Genomic DNA, 19834 nt, shown 5'->3' with positions numbered 1-19834 from the left:
ATGAACCTGGCGCGCTACCGTTTTGTCCTGTCCCGGCCGCTGCAGTTGCTGCCGGTGCTGTTTGGCATCAGCCTGATTACCTTTGTGCTGGTGCGCTCGATTCCCGGTGACCCGGCCCGTGCACTGCTGGGTTCGCGCAGCACGCCCGACGCCTTGCTGAAAATCCGCGCCCAGTACGGCCTCGACCAGCCGTTGTGGCTGCAATATTTCTACTTCCTGAAAAATCTGCTCAAGGGCGACCTCGGCCAATCGCTGCTGTACAAGGTCGACGCGCTCAAGCTGATCGTCACCCGCATCGAACCCACGCTGGTATTGGTGCTCGGCAGCGTTGTGCTGGCGCTGCTGATCGCGGTGCCGCTGGCGACGTTGGCCGCGCGTAACAAGGGCGGCTGGGCGGATAACCTGATCCGCGTGTTCACCACGGTCGGCCTGGGCATGCCGGCGTTCTGGCTGGGCTTGATGCTGATCCTGTTGCTGAGCGTGCAGTGGGGCTTGTTTCCCGTGTCCGGTTACGGTCGCACCTGGCTGGACAAGGCGCATCACATGGTGCTGCCGTGTCTGACCATCGCCCTGGCGCTGTCGGCGGTGTTGGTGCGCAACCTGCGGGCGAGCATGCTGATGGAGTTGCAGGCTGACCATGTCACCGCCGCCCGGGCTCGTGGGCTGTCGGAAGCCGCCGTGTTTCGCCGCCATGTGCTGCCCAATTCCCTGGTGCCGGCGGTCAACCTGCTGGCGGTGAATATCGGCTGGCTGATCAGCGGCACGGTGGTGATCGAAAGCCTGTTTGCCATTCCCGGCATCGGCCAGTTGCTGGTGCGCGGCATTTTCACCCGCGACTACATGGTGGTGCAGGGCGTCGCCATGGTGCTCGCCTGCGCGACAGTGGTGGTCAACTTCATCGCCGACGTGGTGACCGTGGCCCTTGACCCACGGGTGAAGATGCAATGAGCAGCCGCCCGTTGATTGCCCCGTGGCGTCTGCGCCTGCGTTTTGGTTTTCGCAATGGCCGGCTGACGGCTGCGTGGGGCCTGTTGATTTTGCTGGTGTGGCTGGCGCTGGCGCTATGTGCGCCGTGGATTGCACCTTATGACCCGATTGCGCAAAACACCGATATCAGTTTGCTCGGCCCGAGCCTTGCTCATCCCTTTGGCACGGATAACTACGGTAGGGACATCCTGTCGCGGGTCATCTGGGGCGCGCGCATTGACCTGCAGTTGGCCATCGTCGGGGTGATTTTCCCGTTCATGATCGGCACCTTTGTCGGCGCGGTGTCGGGCTATATCGGCGGGCGTTTCGACAGTTTTTGCATGCGCCTGATCGACGTGATCCTGGCATTCCCGTTCCTGGTGTTGATGCTGGCGATCATGGCCATCCTTGGTCCAGGCCTGAAGAGTTTCTATATCGCCATGGCGTTGGTTGGCTGGGTGTCGTATGCACGGCTGATCCGCTCGCAAATCCTGGTGCTCAAGGAAAGCGACTTTGCCCTGGCCGCCAAGAGCCTGGGCTTTGGCCATGGGCGCATTCTGTTCCGGCATTTATTGCCTAATGCCATGTTCGGCTCGATCGTGTTTTCCATGTCTGACGCCGTATTGGTGCTGCTCAATGGCGCCGCCGTGAGTTACCTGGGCCTGGGCGTGCAACCGCCGACCGCCGAGTGGGGGACGATGGTGGCCGAGGGGCAAGCCTTTATCACCACCGCGTGGTGGATCTGCACCTTCCCAGGGCTGGCCATCGTGACCTTGGCCATGGGCTTCAGCTTGCTGGCGGATGGTGTGGCGCAAGTGTTGGGGGATCGCTCATGAGTGTGCTGCAGGTGCGCGATCTCAGCGTGATCGCCAACAATGCCGGGCGCGAGGTGACCTTGGTCGACCGCGTGTCTTTCGATCTGGCCGAGGGCGAAATCCTTGGCTTGGTGGGTGAGAGCGGCTCGGGCAAGACCATGGCCTGTCGCGGTCTTATGCGCTTGCTGCCATCGCCCAACCTGCGGGTGCAGGGCGGTGCTGTAAGGCTGGCCGGGCAGGACCTGTTGCAGCTGGATGATGCGGGGATGCGCGCGATACGCGGCGGGCAACTGGGCATGATTTTCCAAAACCCCAGCAGCCACCTTGATCCGCTGATGCGCATCGGTGAACAGATTGCCGAAGGCATTCGCCTGCACCAGGGCGCATCGAAGAAAGATGCCCGGTTGCAGGCCATCGACGTGTTGCGCCAGGTGGGCATTCCCGATCCCCTGGCGCGCATCGACAACTACCCCCACGAGTTTTCGGGCGGCATGCGCCAGCGCGCAATGATCGCCGTGGCGCTGGGCTGCAACCCGAAAGTGCTGATCGCCGACGAGCCGACCACCGCCCTGGATGTGACGGTGCAGGCGCAAATCCTGCGGCTTTTGCTGGACCTGCGCGATCAACGCGGCCTGTCGATCATCATGATCACCCACGACCTCGGCGTGGTCGCGCAAACCTGCGACGCCATTGCCGTGATGTATGCCGGGCGCCTCTGCGAGCACGGCAGCAAATACGACCTGCTGGCCCGGCCACAGCACCCGTACACCGCCGGTTTGATCGACTGCCAGCCCGCCCACAGCAGTGGCCACGCCTTGCTGCGCACCATCCCCGGGCAGCCGCCGTTGCTGGATGCATTGCCCGCCGGCTGCCGGTTCAACCCACGTTGCCCGCAGGTTGGCGCCTTGTGTACCGAGGTGCTGCCGGAAGGCGCGCGCGTCGCCTGTCATTACCCGTTGGGAGCGCAGCCATGAGCCTGTTGCAGATCAAGGATCTCGAGGTGAAGTTTGCCGCGTCCGGCACCGGCCTGTTTGGTTTGAACAAGCAGTGGGTAAGGGCGGTGAACGGCGTGTCGCTGAACCTGGCGGCGGGCGAAACCCTGGGGCTGGTCGGCGAGTCCGGCAGCGGCAAAAGCACCTTGGGCCGCGCCATTCTGCACCTCAACCCGATCAGCGCCGGCCAGGTGTTGTTTGATGGCGTCGACATGGCGCATGGCAGCGCCATCGACATCACCCGCCTGCGGCATGAAACCGCGATGATCTTCCAGGACCCGTACGCCGCGCTAAACCCGCGCCACACCATCGGCGAAACCATCGCCGAAGTGCTGCGGGTGCAGCGCAAGGTCGCGCCGCAGCAGATTCCCGCGCGCGTGAATGAGTTGCTCGACCTGGTCGGCCTGCGCCCCGAACTCGCCGACCGCAAACCCGGCTCCCTCAGCGGCGGGCAATGCCAGCGCGTCGGCATTGCCCGGGCGCTGGCGGTGGAGCCACGACTGATCATCGCCGATGAGTGCGTGGCGGCGCTGGATGTGTCGATCCAGGGCCAGATCATCAACCTGCTGCTGGAACTGCAACAGCGCATGAACCTGGCGATCCTGTTCATCGCCCATGACCTCGCCATCGTGCGCCGCCTGTGCGACCGCGTGGCGGTGATGTACCTGGGCAAGATCGTCGAGGAAGGCCCGGTGGAGGCGGTCTTTACAACGCCACGCCATCCGTACACGGCGGCGCTGATCCAGGCGATTCCCGAGATTGACCCGCATCGGCCGTTACCTACGGAGCCCTTGCCGGGTGAACCCCCGAGCCCACTGAATTTGCCTACGGGCTGTGCCTTTCATCCGCGTTGCCGGCATGCCCGCTCCATGTGTTCCGTGGTGTTGCCGCCGACGCATTTCCTGCACGAGCATCGGTACAGTTGCGTGCTTGAAGAACCTTTGCTTTAACCCTCTGCCATTCATTAACAAGGAGTTGTGATATGCAATCGCGCCACTTGAAGTTGCTCGCCGCCGCCACATTGACCGCCTGGTCGCTGACCGCTGGTTTTGCCCAGGCGGCGGGTGTATTGACCATCGGCTGCCGTGAAGACAGCACCACGTTCGACCCGATCAAAAGCGCTCAGAACCGCGACACCTGGGTCTTCGCCAACGTCTACGACACCCTGGTGCGCGTCGACAACCTGGGCACCAAGATGGAGCCGGGCCTGGCCGAAAGCTGGGACATCTCCAAGGACGGCCTGACCTACACCTTCAAGCTGCGTGATGCGAAGTTCTCGGATGGCTCGCCGATCACCGCCGAAGATGCGGCGTTCAGCCTATTGCGTATTCGCGACAACAAGGCCTCGCTGTGGGCCGATCCGTTCAACCTGATCAACACCGCCAAGGCGTCGGACCCGAAAACCCTGGTGGTCACCCTCAAGACTCCGGCCGTAGCCTTCCTCTCGCAACTGGCGTCGCCGACGGTATCGATCCTGTCGGAAAAAGCCATGACCAAGATGGGCGAAGACGCCTACTCGGAAAACCCGGTGACCTCCGGTGCGTTTACCGTGGACGAGTGGCGCAAGGGCGATCGGGTGATCCTCAAGAAGAACCCGAACTTCTGGCAGGCCAAGAACGTGAGCCTGGATGGCGTGGAGTGGGTGTCCGTCACCGACGACAACACCCGCATGCGCATGGTGCAGAACAACGAGCTGGACACGGCGATCTTCGTACCGTTCTCACGGGTTGAAGAGCTGAAGAAAGACAAGAACGTGGTGATCCACGCCGACCCGTCGACCCGTGAAGATCACCTGCTGATCAACCACGCCCATGGCTTGCTGGCCAAGCAGGAAGTGCGTGAAGCGCTGGACATGGCTATCGACAAACAATCGCTGGTCAAGACCGCCACCTACGGTCAGGGCACCGTGGCCTATTCCTACATTCCAAAGGGCTCGCTGTACCACTACGCCAACAACCTGCAGCGCCCGTACGATCCGACCGCCGCCAAGAAGCTGCTGGAGCAGGCCGGCGCCAAGGACTTGAAGCTCAACTACGTGGTCAACGCCGGCAACGAAGCCGACGAGCAGATTGCGGTGATCATCAAGGACCAACTGGCCAAGGTCGGCGTGACCGCCAACCTGCAAAAGGTCGACCCGACCCAAAGCTGGCAGATGCTGGTGGACGGTGAGTACGATATTTCGGTGATGTACTGGACCAACGACATCCTCGACCCGGACCAGAAGACCACCTTCGTGCTGGGCCACGACACCAACCAGAACTACATGACCCGCTACAAGAACGACAAGGTCAAGGACCTCGTAGCCGCCGCACGCATCGAGGCCGACCCCGCCAAGCGTGAGCAGATGTATGTGGAATTGCAGAAATTGGCGAAACAGGACGTGAACTGGATCGACTTGTACTACAGCCCGTACATCAACATCTCACGCAAGAATGTGAGCAACTTCCTGCAAAACCCGCTGGGGCGTTTCACCCTTGAGGAAGTGGTGAAAAACTAAAGAACACTGCAATAAAAAATGTGGGAGGGGGCAAGCCCCCTCCCACATTTGGTTTTATAGTGTGCCTGTTATTGCGCGTCGAACGCCTGCCCGTTGATGCCGGCACTGTCCGGCCCCATCAGGTACAGGTACACCGGCATGATCTCTTCCGGCGCCGGCCTTTCCATCGGGTTTTCCCCTGGGTACGCCTGGGCGCGCATGCTGGTGCGCGTGCCACCGGGGTTGATGCTGTTGGCCCGTACTGCCGCCACGTCCTCCAGCTCATCGGCCAGGGTTTGCATCAGCCCCTCGGTCGCAAACTTCGACACTCCGTAAGCCCCCCAATACGCCCGGCCCTTACGCCCGACGCTGCTGGAGGTGAACACCACCGACGCATCCTGGGACAGTTTGAGCAGCGGCAGCAGGGTGCTGGTCAGCATGAACATCGCGTTGACGTTCACGTGCATGACCCGCATGAAATTCTCACCGGACAACTGCTCGATCGGCGTGCGTGGGCCGATGATCGAGGCGTTGTGCAGCAGGCCGTCGAGGTGGCCGAATTCTTTTTCGATCATCGCGGCCAGCTCATCGTACTGATGGGGCAGGGCGGTCTCCAGGTTGAACGGGATCACCACCGGTTGCGGCTGGCCCGCCGCTTCGATTTCGTCATAGACCTGGGCCAGGTTGGCTTCGGTCTTGCCCAGCAACAGCACGGTAGCGCCATGGGCGGCGTAGGTTTTCGCCGCTGCCGCGCCAATCCCGCGACCGGCACCGGTCACCAGGATGATTCGGCCTTTGAGCAGTTCTGGACGTGCGGAGTAATCAAACATAAACAACCTCGACAGAATTCACAGAAAATCCATGTGATTGATCGCAGCCTTTGCTTTTGTGGCGAGGGAGCTTGCTCCCGCTGGGGCGCGAAGCGGCCCCAAAAGATGGGCCTGCTACGCAGGCCAGCGGGAGCAAGCTCCCTCGCCACAAAGGCACATCAGCCGCAAGCATTCCCAATCAGCAACTGCACAGTGCGTTATCCAGCACTTTACGCAGCTCCAGCGGGTGATCCACCACCACATCGGCACCCCAATGGCGCGGGTTGTCGTCCGGGTGGATATAGCCGTAGGTCACCGCCGCGGTACGGGTGCCGGCGTCGCGGCCGGACTCGATATCGCGCAGGTCATCGCCCACGAACAGCACGCTGGCCGGGTCCAGGTCGAGCATCTTGCACGCCAGGATCATCGGCTCCGGGTCCGGCTTGCTGTTTTTCACATGGTCGGGGCAGATCAGCAGCGCCGAGCGCTCGGCCAGGCCCAGCTGCTGCATGATCGGTTCGGCAAAGCGCAGTGGCTTATTGGTGACCACGCCCCAGATCAGTTTGGCTTTTTCGATGTCTTCCAGCAGCTCGGCCATGCCGTCGAATAATGTGCTGTGGACCGCGCAGCCCTTGAGGTAGCGCTCGAGGAACTCCTGGCGCAGCGCTTCAAAGCCTGGGGATTCCGGGTCCATCGAGAAGGTCACGGCGACCATCGCCCGTGCACCGCCGGAGATTTCATCGCGGATGTGCTGGGGATTGATCGGCGCCAGGCCGCGGTCGGCGCGCATGGCCTGGCAGATGGCGATAAAGTCCGGCGCGGTGTCCAGCAGGGTACCGTCCATATCGAAGAGAACCGCTCGCAACTTCACAGGCTCACTCCTCGCGCAGGGTCTGGATCATGTAGTTGACGTCAACATCGCTGGCCAGCTTGTAGTGTTTGGTCAGCGGGTTGTAGGTCAGGCCGATGATGTCCTTGACGGTCAGCCCGGCCTGGCGGCTCCAGGCGCCCAGCTCGGAAGGGCGGATGAATTTCTTGAAGTCATGGGTGCCGCGTGGCAGCAGCTTCATGATGTATTCGGCGCCGATGATCGCGAACAGGTAGGCCTTGGGGTTGCGGTTGATGGTGGAGAAGAACACCTGGCCGCCCGGCTTGACCATGCGGAAGCACGCACGGATCACAGAGGACGGGTCCGGCACGTGCTCGAGCATTTCCAGGCAGGTGACCACGTCGAACTGCTCGGGCATCTCTTCAGCCAGGGCTTCGGCGGTGATCTGGCGATACTCCACGCTCACGCCGGATTCCAGCTGGTGCAGCTGGGCCACCGCCAAGGGCGCCTCACCCATGTCGATGCCCATCACGGTCGCGCCGCGCTGGGCCATGGCTTCGCTGAGGATGCCGCCGCCGCAGCCCACGTCCAGCACCTTCTTGCCGGCCAGGTTGACGCGTTCGTCAATCCAGTTGACCCGCAGCGGGTTGATGTCGTGCAGGGGTTTGAACTCGCTTTCTCGGTCCCACCAGCGGTGAGCCAGGGCTTCGAATTTGGCGATTTCGGCGTGGTCGACGTTGCTCATGGTGAATCCTCTAAATCTGATAAATCGGTTTGTCAGCCCTGAACGATACGGTTCAAGACCGGCGTTATTCGCTGTGCCCGCTGATACGTTGGCCCCAGGCGATGGCCGTGGCGGTCAACTGGTGTTCATCCATGCGGGTCAACTGCCGGTCGTCGAGCAATTGCTTGCCGGCGACCCAAAGGTGTTTCACGCAATCGCGTCCGGTGGCATATATAAGTTGTGAGACCGGATCGTAGATCGGTTGTTGCGCCAGCCCCGACAGATCGAAGGCAACGATATCCGCCGCCTTGCCGACCTCCAGCGAGCCAATCTCGCTTTCCAGGCCCATGGCCCGCGCGCCATTGAGCGTCGCCATGCGCAGGGCACGGTGGGCATCCAGCGCTGTGGCCGAACCGGCGACGGCCTTCGCCAGCATCGCCGCAGTGCGGGTTTCGCCCAGCAGGTCGAGGTCATTGTTGCTGGCGGCGCCATCGGTGCCGATGGCCACATTCACGCCAGCCTGCCACAGACGCTCCACCGGGCAAAAGCCGCTGGCCAGTTTCAGGTTGGATTCCGGGCAATGGATGACGCTGGTGTTGCTTTCTACCAGCAAAGCCAGGTCATCTTCGCTGATTTGGGTCATATGAACGGCCTGGAAGCGCGGCCCCAACAGCCCGAGGCGGCCCAGGCGCGCCAGTGGGCGCTCGCCGGTCTGCTCGACGGCTTGCTGCACTTCAAAGGCGGTTTCGTGAACATGCATATGGATCGTGGCGTCCAGCTCTTCGGCGATTACGCGGATTTTTTCCAGGTTGTCATCGCACACGGTGTAAGGCGCATGGGGGCCGAAGGTGATCTTGATGCGCGGGTGGTGCTTGAGGTCGCCGAACAGTTCAATGCCCTGGCGAATCGCCTCATCGGCCGTGCTGGCGCCGGGAATCGGGAAGTCGAGGATCGGAATCGCGATCTGCGCGCGCATGCCGCTGTTGTGCACGCAGTCGCTGGCGACCTTGGGGTAAAAGTACATGTCGGAGAAGCAGGTGATGCCACCCTTGAGCTGCTCGGCGATGGCCAGGTCGGTGCCGTCGCGTACGAACGCTTCATCGACCCACTTGGCCTCGGCGGGCCAGATGTGTTTTTCCAGCCAGGTCATCAGTGGCAGGTCGTCGGCCAGGCCGCGAAACAGGCTCATCGCCGCATGCCCGTGGGCGTTGACCAGGCCGGGGCTGAGCAGCATGCCCGGCAGCTCGCGCACCTCGTGGGTTGCCAGCTTCAAGGCCGCTGCCCGTGGCCCGATAAAGGCAATGCGCCCATCGCGGATGCCCAGGCCATGCTCCTTGAGCACCACGCCAGCGGGTTCGACAGGCACCAGCCAGGTTGGCAGCAGCAACACGTCGAGCGGGGCGGCAGTGGCGGTCATCGCGGGCTTCTTCCCAGGCAGCTATAAAAGAAGGGCGAAGTATACCCGAGCGTCCTGGCTGGCGGATCGCTATAATCGGCGGCTTTGTTCTTGAGTGCGGAGTAAGGGATGCGCGATCGACTGTTGGCAGCGGAGAAGGTGAAGGCCATCGATTGGCGTGATGGCGCGCTGTACCTGCTCGATCAGCGTGCCTTGCCATCCCGGGAAAGCTGGGTGGCCTGCGTGACGGTCGAAGACGTGGCGGCAGCCATCCGTACGATGGTGGTGCGCGGTGCGCCGGCCATTGGCATCAGTGCTGCGTATGGCCTGGTGTTGGCGGCCCGTGTGCGCATCGCCGAGGGCGGTGACTGGCAGGCTGCCTGGGAAGAAGACTACGCACTGTTAGCCGATGCCCGTCCCACCGCATCGAACCTGTTCTGGGCGTTGAAGCGCATGCGCGACCGTCTGGATCGCGTCAAGAAGCACGCCGATCCGCTGGCGGTGCTGGAAGCCGAAGCCATCGCGATCCATGAAAGTGATCGCGAAGCCAACCTGACCATGGCCCAACTGGGCGTCGAACTGATCCGCAAGCACCAGGGCAATGCCCAGGCCATCCTCACCCACGGCAACGCAGGCGCCCTGGCGACCGGCGGCGTGGGAACGGCGCTCGGAGTGATTCGCGCAGCCTACCTGGAGGGCATGGTCGAGCAGGTCTATGCCAACGAAACGCGCCCCTGGCTGCAAGGTTCGCGGCTGACCGCCTGGGAACTGGCGGGCGAGGGTATCCCGGTGACGGTGAATGCCGATTCGGCGGGGGCGCATATCCTCAAGACCAAAGGCGTGACGTGGGTGATCGTCGGCGCCGATTGCATTGCCGCCAATGGTGACGTGATCAGCAAGATCGGCACCTACCAGCTGGCGGTGTGCGCGATGCACCATGGCGTGCGTTTCATGGTGGTGGCGCCGAGTTCCACCCTGGACATGATGATGGCCACTGGCGATGACGTTGCCCTGGAAGAGCGCGATGCCGGTGAGTTGCTGGAAGTGGCCGGCCAGCGCTTTGCGGCGGATGTGAATGCCTACAACCCGGTGTTTGACGTGACGCCGGCCGACCTGATCGACGTGATCGTGACCGAGAAAGGTGTGGTCGAGCGGCCGGATACGGCCAAATTGGCCAAGTTGATGTGCCGTAAGCGGTTGCATTGAGGGGTGTGGTGTTTGTGGAATGGCCATCGGGGGCAAGCCCCCTCCCACACTTGAGCGGCGAACGCATTCAAAATGTGGGCGGGGGCTTGCCCCCGATTGGCTTTATAAGTCAACAAAACCCTCGGATCTGCCCTCAGAAAAAAGCACCAACCCACCTCTGAGCCCCTCTCGTCGCCCTCAAGCCTGTCATCCGTCAACTTACTATGCTCCATGCGCATCAGGGGGATAGGTGCGTGGCGGCGATTGTGATAACATCCGGCGGTTTCCAGGGCCACCCCGAGGGGTGGCCTATAACGTGCAGATCCGTGTCATAACTCGTTGATTTGTCGTAAGTCGTTGTCAGGCACTCTGCCGGCAGCGGCGAGCTTCGTTCGTCCCAAATGGATGTGACGAGGTTTCACCCGAAAAAGGAATCAGGCTTCTCATGGGCGAACTGGCCAAAGAAATCCTCCCGGTCAATATCGAAGACGAGCTGAAACAGTCCTACCTCGACTACGCGATGAGCGTAATTGTCGGTCGGGCACTGCCTGATGCGCGCGATGGCTTGAAGCCCGTGCACCGGCGTGTGCTGTTCGCGATGAGCGAGCTGGGTAACGACTGGAACAAGCCGTACAAGAAATCTGCCCGTGTTGTCGGTGACGTGATCGGTAAGTATCACCCTCACGGCGACACTGCGGTGTACGACACCATCGTTCGGATGGCCCAGCCGTTTTCCCTGCGCTACCTGCTGGTAGACGGCCAGGGCAACTTCGGTTCGGTCGACGGCGACAACGCTGCGGCCATGCGATACACCGAAGTGCGCATGACCAAGCTGGCGCACGAGCTGCTGGCCGACCTGCATAAAGAAACCGTGGACTGGGTGCCGAACTACGACGGCACCGAAATGATCCCGGCCGTCATGCCAACCAAGATCCCCAACCTGCTGGTCAACGGTTCCAGCGGTATCGCCGTGGGCATGGCCACCAACATCCCGCCGCACAACCTCGGTGAAGTCATCGACGGTTGCCTGGCCCTCATCGACAACCCCGAGCTGACCGTCGATGAGCTGATGCAATACATCCCCGGTCCGGACTTCCCGACCGCCGCGATCATCAACGGTCGCGCCGGCATCATCGAAGCCTACCGCACCGGTCGCGGCCGCATTTACATGCGCGCCCGCTCGATGATCGAAGACATCGACAAGGTCGGTGGCCGCCAGCAGATCGTCATCACCGAGCTCCCTTACCAGCTGAACAAGGCGCGTCTGATCGAGAAGATCGCCGAGCTGGTTAAAGAGAAGAAGCTGGAAGGCATCACCGAGCTGCGCGACGAGTCCGACAAAGACGGTATGCGCGTCGTGATCGAGCTGCGCCGTGGCGAAGTGCCTGAGGTGATCCTCAACAACCTCTATGCCCAGACCCAGCTGCAAAGCGTGTTTGGTATCAACGTGGTTGCACTGATCGATGGCCGCCCGCGCATCCTGAACCTCAAGGATCTGCTGGAAGCCTTCGTCCGTCACCGTCGCGAAGTCGTTACCCGCCGTACCGTGTTCGAACTGCGCAAGGCCCGCGAGCGCGGCCACATCCTGGAAGGCCAGGCGGTTGCGCTGTCGAACATCGACCCGGTGATCGCCCTGATCAAGGCTTCGCCGACCCCGTCGGAAGCTAAAGAAGCCCTGATCAAGATGCCGTGGGAGTCCAGCGCCGTGGTGGCGATGGTTGAACGTGCCGGCGCCGACTCGTGCCGTCCGGAGACCCTGGACCCGCAATACGGCCTGCGTGACGGCAAGTACTTCCTGTCGCCGGAACAGGCCCAGGCCATCCTGGAACTGCGCCTGCACCGCTTGACCGGCCTGGAGCACGAGAAGCTGCTGGCCGAGTACCAGGAGATCCTCAACCAGATCGGCGAGTTGATCCGCATCCTCAGCAGCGCCGTGCGCCTGATGGAAGTGATCCGCGAAGAACTGGAAGTGATCCGCGCCGAATACGGCGACGTGCGCCGCACCGAGATCCTCGACGCGCGCCTCGACCTGACCCTGGGTGACATGATCCCGGAAGAAGAGCGCGTGGTGACCATTTCCCACGGTGGCTATGCCAAGACCCAGCCGTTGGCGGCGTACCAGGCCCAGCGCCGTGGCGGTAAAGGTAAATCGGCTACCGGCGTCAAGGATGAGGACTACATCGCTCACCTGCTGGTCGCCAACAGTCACACCACGCTGCTGCTGTTCTCCAGCAAGGGCAAGGTGTACTGGCTGAAAACCTACGAAATCCCGGAAGCGTCGCGTGCCGCCCGTGGTCGTCCGCTGGTCAACCTGCTGCCGCTGGACAGTGATGAATACATCACCACCATGCTGCCGGTCGAGGAATACACCGAAGGTCACTTCATCTTCATGGCGACCGCCAAAGGCACCGTGAAGAAGACCCCGCTGGAATCCTTCAGCCGTCAACGCAGCGTGGGCCTGATCGCCTTGGAGCTGGACGAAGGCGACGTACTGATCTCCGCCGCCATCACCGATGGCGAGCGTGAAGTCATGCTGTTCTCCGACGGTGGCAAGGTGACGCGCTTCAAGGAATCCGACGTTCGTGCCATGGGCCGTACCGCCCGCGGTGTGCGCGGCATGCGCCTGCCGGAAGGGCAGAAGCTGATTTCGATGCTGATCCCGGAAGAAGGCAGCCAGATCCTCACCGCTTCCGAGCGCGGTTATGGCAAGCGTACGGCCATCAGCGAGTTCCCGGAGTACAAGCGTGGCGGCCAGGGCGTGATCGCCATGGTCAGCAACGACCGCAACGGCCGTCTGGTCGGCGCGGTCCAGGTGCTCGACGGCGAGGAAATCATGCTGATTTCCGACCAGGGCACCCTGGTGCGTACCCGTGTGGCTGAAGTGTCGAGCCTGGGCCGTAACACCCAGGGCGTGACCTTGATCAAGCTGGCCAAGGACGAAAAACTGGTCGGCCTGGAGCGTGTCCAGGAGCCGTCGGAAGTCGAAGGCGAAGCGCTGGAAGGCGAGGAATTTGAAGGCGAGGTGATCGCAGCAGGCGATGACAACGTCGACGAGCCAACCCTCGATGCTGCCGCAGACGAAGAAGAACCGCAGGAATAAGCGGACACACAGGGGGCGGATGAAGATTCGCCCCCTTGTTGTTTGTCCCTTATGAAATAAACGTCCTTTGGCTGGACGCGGTCAATGTGGGAGCTGGCTTGCCTGCGATGGCAGCGCCGCGGTATCACTGCGCTACCGAGGTGCCCTTATCGCAGGCAAGCCAGCTCCCACAAGGGTTCGCTCCCGATAAAGGTTGTTGCCGAATATGATTGCAGCCCCACCAGATCAGAGTGAGATTGGATGTGAGCAAGAGAGCCTATAACTTCTGTGCCGGTCCCGCGGCGCTTCCTGAAGCAGTCCTGCAGCGTGCGCAGGGTGAACTCCTCGACTGGCATGGAAAAGGCCTCTCCGTGATGGAAATGAGCCATCGCAGCGATGAGTTCGTGTCCATTGCCACCAAGGCCGAGCAGGATCTGCGCGACTTGCTGGGCATCCCCTCCCATTACAAAGTGCTGTTCCTGCAGGGCGGCGCGAGCCAGCAGTTCGCCCAGATCCCGCTGAACCTGCTGCCGGAAGACGGCACTGCCGACTACATCGACACCGGTATCTGGGGTCAGAAAGCCATTGAAGAGGCCTCCCGCTACGGTCACGTCAATGTGGCGGGCACCGCCAAGCCTTACGATTACTTTGCCATTCCCGGCCAGAACGAGTGGAAGCTGTCGAAGGACGCCGCCTACGTGCATTACGTAGCGAACGAAACCATCGGCGGCCTGGAATTCGACTGGGTACCGGAAGTCGGCGACGTTCCGCTGGTGTGCGACATGTCTTCTGACATCCTTTCGCGCCCGATCGATGTGTCCAAGTACGGCATGATCTACGCGGGTGCGCAGAAGAACATCGGCCCGAGCGGCATCCTGGTCAACATCATCCGCGAAGACCTGCTGGGGCGTGCCCGTTCGCTGTGCCCGACCATGCTCAACTACAAGGTCGCGGCCGATAACGGCTCGATGTACAACACCCCGCCGGCGTTCGCCTGGTACCTGTCCGGCCTGGTCTTCGAGTGGCTGAAAGAGCAGGGCGGTGTCGCCGCCATGGGCAAGCTCAACGAAGAGAAGAAGCGCACCCTGTACGACTTCATCGACGCCAGCGGCCTGTACAGCAACCCGATCAACCTGACCGACCGCTCGTGGATGAACGTGCCGTTCCGCCTGGCTGACGATCGCCTGGACAAGCCATTCCTGGCCGGTGCCGACGAGCGCGGCCTGCTGAACCTCAAGGGCCACCGTTCGGTCGGTGGCATGCGCGCCTCCATCTACAACGCTGTCGACATCAATGCCATCAAGGCGCTGATTGCCTACATGGCAGAGTTCGAAAAGGAACACGGCTAATGTCTGAGCAAGAACTCAAGGCCCTGCGCGTACGCATTGACAGTCTGGACGAGAAAGTCCTGGAACTGATCAGTGAGCGCGCGCGGTGCGCCCAGGAAGTGGCACGCGTGAAGATGGCGTCCCTGGCGGAAGGTGAAGTGCCGGTTTTCTACCGGCCTGAGCGTGAAGCCCAGGTGCTCAAGCGCGTGATGGAACGCAACAAGGGCCCGTTGGGCAACGAAGAGATGGCGCGGTTGTTCCGTGAAATCATGTCCTCGTGCCTGGCGCTGGAGCAGCCGCTGAAAGTGGCTTATCTCGGCCCTGAGGGCACCTTCACCCAAGCGGCGGCCATGAAACACTTCGGTCACGCAGTGATCAGTAAGCCCATGGCGGCGATCGACGAAGTGTTCCGTGAAGTGGCAGCCGGCGCGGTGAATTTTGGCGTGGTGCCGGTGGAAAACTCCACCGAAGGCGCGGTCAACCACACGCTGGACAGCTTCCTCGAGCACGATATGGTGATCTGCGGCGAAGTCGAGTTGCGTATCCACCACCACCTGTTGGTGGGCGAGAACACCAAGACCGACAGCATCAGCCGTATCTATTCCCACGCCCAGTCCCTGGCCCAGTGCCGCAAATGGCTGGATGCGCATTACCCGAATGTCGAGCGCGTGGCGGTCTCCAGCAACGCCGAAGCGGCCAAGCGGGTCAAGGGTGAGTGGAACTCGGCGGCCATCGCCGGTGATATGGCGGCGGGCCTGTACGGCCTGACGCGCCTGGCCGAAAAAATCGAGGACCGCCCGGACAACTCCACGCGCTTCCTGATGATCGGCAGCCAGGAAGTGCCGCCGACCGGCGACGACAAGACTTCGATCATCGTCTCCATGAGCAACAAGCCCGGCGCGCTGCATGAACTGCTGGTGCCGTTTCACGACAACGGGATTGACCTGACGCGCATCGAGACTCGTCCTTCGCGCAGCGGTAAATGGACTTACGTGTTCTTTATCGACTTCATCGGCCATCACCGCGACCCACTGGTCAAAGGCGTGCTCGAGAAAATCAGTCAGGAAGCCGTTGCACTCAAGGTGCTGGGCTCTTACCCGAAAGCGGTTCTGTGAGGCGTTAACATGAGTGGCAACTTCCTCGCCCTGGCTCAGCCGGGCGTGCAACAACTGTCGCCTTACGTTCCGGGCAAGCCTGTGGACGAGCTGGCGCGTGAGTTGAACCTGGATCCGTCCAAAATCGTCAAGTTGGCGAGCAACGAGAACCCGCTGGGCCCTAGCCCTAAAGTGCTGGCGGCGATCCGTGAAGAGTTGGCTGAGCTGACCCGCTATCCCGATGGCAACGGCTTTGCGCTCAAGTCCCTGCTGGCGGAGAAGTGCCGGGTCGAGCTGAACCAAGTGACCCTGGGTAACGGTTCCAACGATATTCTTGAGCTGGTCGGTCGTGCCTACCTGGCGCCGGGCCTGAACGCGGTGTTCAGTGAACATGCGTTCGCGGTCTATCCGATCGTGACCCAGGCGGTCGGCGCTGACGCGCGCATTATTCCTGCGAAGGAATGGGGTCATGACCTGCCGGCCATGCTGGCGGCCATCGACGCACAGACCCGCGTGGTGTTTATCGCCAACCCGAACAACCCGACAGGCACCTGGTTCGACGCTCAGGCGCTGAACGACTTCCTGCAAGACGTGCCTGAGCACGTGCTGGTGGTGCTGGACGAGGCGTACATCGAATACGCCGAAGGCAGCGACCTGCCGGACGGCCTGGATTTCCTGGCTGCCTACCCGAACCTGCTGGTCTCGCGCACCTTCTCCAAGGCTTACGGCCTGGCGTCGCTGCGGGTCGGCTACGGTTTGTCCAGCGCGGTCGTCGCTGACGTGCTGAATCGCGTGCGCCAGCCGTTCAACGTCAACAGCCTCGCCCTGGCGGCGGCCTGTGCGGCGGTGAAGGATGCCGAGTACCTGGAAGAAGGCCGCCGCATCAACGAAAGCGGCATGTTGCAGTTGCAGCAAGGCTTCCGTGAGCTGGGCCTGGGCTGGATTCCGTCCAAGGGCAACTTCATCTGCGTCGACCTCGGCCAGGTGGCTGCCCCGGTCTTCCAGGGCCTGCTGCGCGAAGGCGTGATCGTGCGTCCGGTGGCCAACTACGGCATGCCGAACCACCTGCGTATCACCATCGGTTTGCCGGCTGAAAACAGCCGCTTCCTGGAGGCGTTGGCCAAGGTTCTGGCTCGTGGTTGATGTCACTGCATTGCAACCTGCTGTGCCTATGATCGGGCGCCTGGTGGTGGTCGGTCTGGGGTTGATCGGCGGCTCTTTCGCCAAAGGCCTGCGTGAAAGCGGGCTGTGCGGCGAAGTGGTCGGTGTGGACCTGGACCCGCAATCGCGCACGTTGGCGGTTGAGTTGGGGGTGGTGGATCGTTGTGAGGCGGACCTGGCGCTCGCGTGCCAGGGCGCTGACGTGATCCAGCTGGCCGTGCCGATCCTGGCCATGGAGAAGCTGCTGGCCGTGTTGGCGGGCATGGACCTGGGCCAGGCGATCCTGACGGATGTCGGCAGTGCCAAGGGCAATGTGGTGCGTGCGGCGCAACAGGCGTTTGGCGGCATGCCCGCGCGCTTTGTGCCGGGCCATCCGATTGCCGGTTCCGAGCAGAGCGGGGTGGAAGCGTCGAATGCGCAGCTGTTCCGTCGCCACAAAGTCATCCTGACGCCGCTTGCGCAAACCGACCCGGCCGCGTTGGCGGTGGTGGATCGTCTGTGGCGTGAGCTGGGGGCGGATGTCGAGCATATGCAGGTCGAGCGTCACGACGAAGTGCTGGCGGCGACCAGCCATTTGCCGCATTTGCTCGCTTTTGGCCTGGTGGACTCGCTGGCCAAGCGCAACGAAAACCTTGAGATTTTCCGTTACGCCGCCGGTGGCTTCCGCGATTTCACGCGGATTGCCGGCAGCGACCCGGTGATGTGGCATGACATCTTCCTTGCCAATCGCGAAGCGGTGTTGCGCACCCTGGACACCTTCCGCAGTGACCTCGACGCCTTGCGCGATGCGGTCGATGCCGGAGATGGCCACCAATTATTGGGCGTGTTCACCCGTGCGCGGGTGGCGCGTGAGCATTTCAGCAAGATCCTGGCGCGCCGGGCCTACATGGAAACCGCAGTGAACACCGATGACCTGACCTTCCTCGCCAACCCGGGCGGCCGCTTGAGCGGACGCATTCGGGTGCCGGGTGACAAGTCGATCTCCCATCGGTCGATCATGCTGGGTTCGTTGGCCGAGGGGGTGACTGAGGTCGAAGGTTTCCTCGAAGGCGAGGACGCCTTGGCGACGTTGCAGGCGTTTCGTGACATGGGCGTGGTGATTGAAGGGCCGCACCATGGGCGCGTGACCATCCATGGCGTGGGGTTGCATGGCTTGAAGCCGGCACCGGGGCCGATCTACCTGGGTAACTCCGGTACATCGATGCGCCTGCTGTCCGGTTTGCTGGCCGCGCAGCGCTTCGACAGTGTGCTGACCGGCGACGCGTCCCTGTCCAAGCGCCCGATGAATCGCGTGGCCAAGCCTCTGCGGGACATGGGCGCGGTGATCGAGACCGGGCCGGAAGGGCGTCCGCCGCTGACTATTCGGGGTGGTCAGGCGTTGAAAGGCCTGACGTACGCCATGCCGATGGCCAGTGCCCAGGTCAAGTCCTGCCTGTTGCTGGCGGGGTTGTATGCCGAGGGCAAGACCGCCGTGACCGAACCGGCACCGACCCGTGACCATACCGAGCGCATGTTGCGCGGTTTTGGTTACCCGGTTGCCGTGGAGGGCGCGACGGCTTCGCTGGAGTCGGGTCATGCCTTGATCGCCACCCATATAGAAGTGCCGGGGGATATTTCCTCCTCCGCATTTTTCCTAGTGGCGGCGTCGATCGCCGAGGGTTCCGAGCTTTTGCTGGAGCACGTGGGGGTCAATCCGACGCGCACCGGGGTAATCGAGATCCTGCGGCTGATGGGGGCGGATATCACCCTGGAAAATCAGCGCGAAGTCGGCGGCGAGCCTGTGGCGGACTTGCGGGTGCGTGCGGCGTCATTGAAGGGGATCGAGATTCCCGAAGCGCTGGTGCCGTTGGCCATCGATGAGTTCCCGGTGCTGTTCGTCGCGGCGGCCTGCGCCGAAGGGCGGACCGTGTTGCGTGGGGCGCAAGAGCTGCGCGTGAAGGAGTCCGACCGTATTCAGGTCATGGCCGATGGTCTGCTGGCACTGGGGGTGAAGTGTGAACCGACCCCCGATGGGATTATCATTGACGGTGGCCTGATGGGCGGTGGTGACGTGCACGCCCATGGCGATCACCGGATTGCCATGGCGTTCAGCGTAGCTTCCCTACGGGCGGCGGCGCCGATTCGTATCCATGACTGCGCCAATGTTGCTACGTCTTTTCCGAACTTTCTTACACTGTGTGCCCAAGTCGGCATCCGTGTTGCCCAAGAGGCTCAATTGTGAATATCAAAGCACCGGTGATTACCATCGACGGGCCAAGCGGCTCGGGCAAAGGCACGATCGCCGGCATCCTGGCCAAGCGCCTGGGTTGGTGCCTGCTGGATTCCGGCGCGCTGTACCGCCTGCTGGCATTTGCCGCTCGCAACCATGGCGTCGATCTGACCAACGAAGAATCCCTGAAGCTGCTGGCGGCACACTTGGATGTGCAGTTCGTCGGCGCGACGGAAGGTCATCCCCAGCGCATCATCCTCGAAGGGGATGATGTGACGGATGACCTGCGCAACGAACAAGTCGGTTCCTGGGCTTCCCAGGTTGCCGCGCTGCCGGCCGTGCGTGATGCGCTGCTGCAGCGCCAGCGGGCATTTCAGGAGCCGCCGGGCCTGGTGGCTGATGGCCGTGACATGGGAACCGTGGTGTTTCCCGAGGCGCCCTTGAAGATTTTCCTGACCGCCAGCGCCGAGGAGCGGGCTCGCCGCCGTTACTTGCAGTTGAAGGGCAAAGTCGATGGTGTTAGTCTGTCGAGTCTGCTAGATGAGATCCGTGCACGCGATGAGCGTGATACCCAGCGCGCAGTAGCCCCGCTTAAACCGGCGGCTGATGCCATACAGCTGGATTCCACGGAGTTGTCCATCGAGCAGGTGCTGGAACGCATCATGAGCGAGATCGCCATTCGCGATATCGCCGGGTGACCAAGAAGGCCGCAGGGGACCAGTCATAGTCCTGTGGTGGCTTCTTTTAACTGAAACTGACCCACACCGTCTG

The 19834-nt window shown here is 62.3% G+C and carries 16 protein-coding genes; 12 read left to right on the top strand and 4 right to left on the bottom strand.

From position 1 onward, the window contains the following. The 5 genes from K7431_RS06255 to K7431_RS06235 are packed head-to-tail and all read left to right on the top strand — an operon-like array spanning position 1 to position 5270. A complete protein-coding gene (locus K7431_RS06255; RefSeq protein WP_012722919.1) occupies positions 1-948 on the top strand; it encodes an ABC transporter permease in 948 nt (315 codons plus the stop codon). Further along, entirely contained in the window at positions 945-1802 is an 858-nt protein-coding gene (locus K7431_RS06250; protein ID WP_012722920.1) for an ABC transporter permease, read from the top strand. The genes K7431_RS06255 and K7431_RS06250 overlap by 4 nt, the downstream gene beginning before the upstream one ends. Next, positions 1799-2755 carry an ABC transporter ATP-binding protein gene (locus K7431_RS06245; protein WP_012722921.1) on the top strand — a complete coding sequence of 319 codons (957 nt, stop codon included), beginning with the start codon at positions 1799-1801 and terminating at the stop codon, positions 2753-2755. Before K7431_RS06250 ends, K7431_RS06245 begins: the two co-directional genes overlap by 4 nt. Further along, the gene (locus K7431_RS06240; RefSeq protein WP_012722922.1) at positions 2752-3723 is read left to right on the top strand and encodes an ABC transporter ATP-binding protein; all 972 of its coding nucleotides are present in this window, start codon (positions 2752-2754) and stop codon (positions 3721-3723) included. Before K7431_RS06245 ends, K7431_RS06240 begins: the two co-directional genes overlap by 4 nt. A 32-nt stretch (positions 3724-3755) precedes the next feature. Then, positions 3756-5270 carry an ABC transporter substrate-binding protein gene (locus tag K7431_RS06235; RefSeq protein WP_012722923.1) on the top strand — a complete coding sequence of 505 codons (1515 nt, stop codon included), beginning with the start codon at positions 3756-3758 and terminating at the stop codon, positions 5268-5270. 68 nt (positions 5271-5338) lie between these two features. Here K7431_RS06235 and K7431_RS06230 read toward each other — a convergent pair whose 3' ends face one another. From K7431_RS06230 to K7431_RS06215, 4 genes are all read right to left on the bottom strand, one after another. Beyond that, positions 5339-6079 (bottom strand): YciK family oxidoreductase, encoded by a 741-nt coding sequence (locus K7431_RS06230; protein WP_012722924.1) that lies wholly within the window; start codon positions 6077-6079, stop codon positions 5339-5341. A gap of 178 nt (positions 6080-6257) precedes the next feature. Further along, on the bottom strand, positions 6258-6929 hold the full coding sequence (gene mupP / locus K7431_RS06225) for an N-acetylmuramic acid 6-phosphate phosphatase MupP (protein ID WP_012722925.1): 672 nt from the start codon (positions 6927-6929) through the stop codon (positions 6258-6260). A gap of 4 nt (positions 6930-6933) precedes the next feature. Further along, positions 6934-7632 carry a bifunctional 2-polyprenyl-6-hydroxyphenol methylase/3-demethylubiquinol 3-O-methyltransferase UbiG gene (ubiG, locus tag K7431_RS06220; RefSeq protein WP_003172645.1) on the bottom strand — a complete coding sequence of 233 codons (699 nt, stop codon included), beginning with the start codon at positions 7630-7632 and terminating at the stop codon, positions 6934-6936. A gap of 64 nt (positions 7633-7696) precedes the next feature. Beyond that, positions 7697-9028 carry a TRZ/ATZ family hydrolase gene (locus K7431_RS06215; RefSeq protein WP_012722926.1) on the bottom strand — a complete coding sequence of 444 codons (1332 nt, stop codon included), beginning with the start codon at positions 9026-9028 and terminating at the stop codon, positions 7697-7699. A gap of 108 nt (positions 9029-9136) precedes the next feature. On the opposite strand from K7431_RS06215, the gene mtnA reads away from it, so the two are divergent. The 7 genes from mtnA (at position 9137) to cmk (ending at position 19761) form a co-directional block, all read left to right on the top strand. Further along, the gene (gene mtnA / locus K7431_RS06210) at positions 9137-10213 is read left to right on the top strand and encodes an S-methyl-5-thioribose-1-phosphate isomerase (RefSeq protein ID WP_012722927.1); all 1077 of its coding nucleotides are present in this window, start codon (positions 9137-9139) and stop codon (positions 10211-10213) included. A gap of 424 nt (positions 10214-10637) precedes the next feature. Beyond that, complete coding sequence (gene gyrA, locus K7431_RS06205) at positions 10638-13292, top strand: DNA gyrase subunit A (RefSeq protein WP_012722928.1); 2655 nt, start codon at positions 10638-10640, stop codon at positions 13290-13292. Positions 13293-13534: 242 nt separating this feature from the next. Beyond that, on the top strand, positions 13535-14620 hold the full coding sequence (gene serC / locus K7431_RS06200) for a 3-phosphoserine/phosphohydroxythreonine transaminase (protein ID WP_012722929.1): 1086 nt from the start codon (positions 13535-13537) through the stop codon (positions 14618-14620). Continuing rightward, a complete protein-coding gene (pheA, locus tag K7431_RS06195) occupies positions 14620-15714 on the top strand; it encodes a prephenate dehydratase (protein WP_003172650.1) in 1095 nt (364 codons plus the stop codon). Before serC ends, pheA begins: the two co-directional genes overlap by 1 nt. Before the next feature lie 9 nt (positions 15715-15723). Continuing rightward, the gene (hisC, locus tag K7431_RS06190) at positions 15724-16836 is read left to right on the top strand and encodes a histidinol-phosphate transaminase (RefSeq protein ID WP_012722930.1); all 1113 of its coding nucleotides are present in this window, start codon (positions 15724-15726) and stop codon (positions 16834-16836) included. A gap of 28 nt (positions 16837-16864) precedes the next feature. Next, complete coding sequence (locus K7431_RS06185; protein ID WP_043204980.1) at positions 16865-19075, top strand: bifunctional prephenate dehydrogenase/3-phosphoshikimate 1-carboxyvinyltransferase; 2211 nt, start codon at positions 16865-16867, stop codon at positions 19073-19075. Beyond that, positions 19072-19761: a (d)CMP kinase gene (gene cmk / locus K7431_RS06180; protein ID WP_012722932.1), complete on the top strand. Its 690-nt coding sequence runs from the start codon at positions 19072-19074 to the stop codon at positions 19759-19761. The genes K7431_RS06185 and cmk overlap by 4 nt, the downstream gene beginning before the upstream one ends. Positions 19762-19834: the final 73 nt, after the last annotated feature.

Origin of the sequence: Pseudomonas fluorescens group sp., assembly GCF_020093335.1 — a bacterium.
GTDB classification, from domain to species: Bacteria; Pseudomonadota; Gammaproteobacteria; order Pseudomonadales; family Pseudomonadaceae; genus Aquipseudomonas; species Aquipseudomonas petroselini.
Note: the sequence above shows the minus strand (reverse complement) of the source record. Positions and strands in the feature narration are given on the sequence as shown.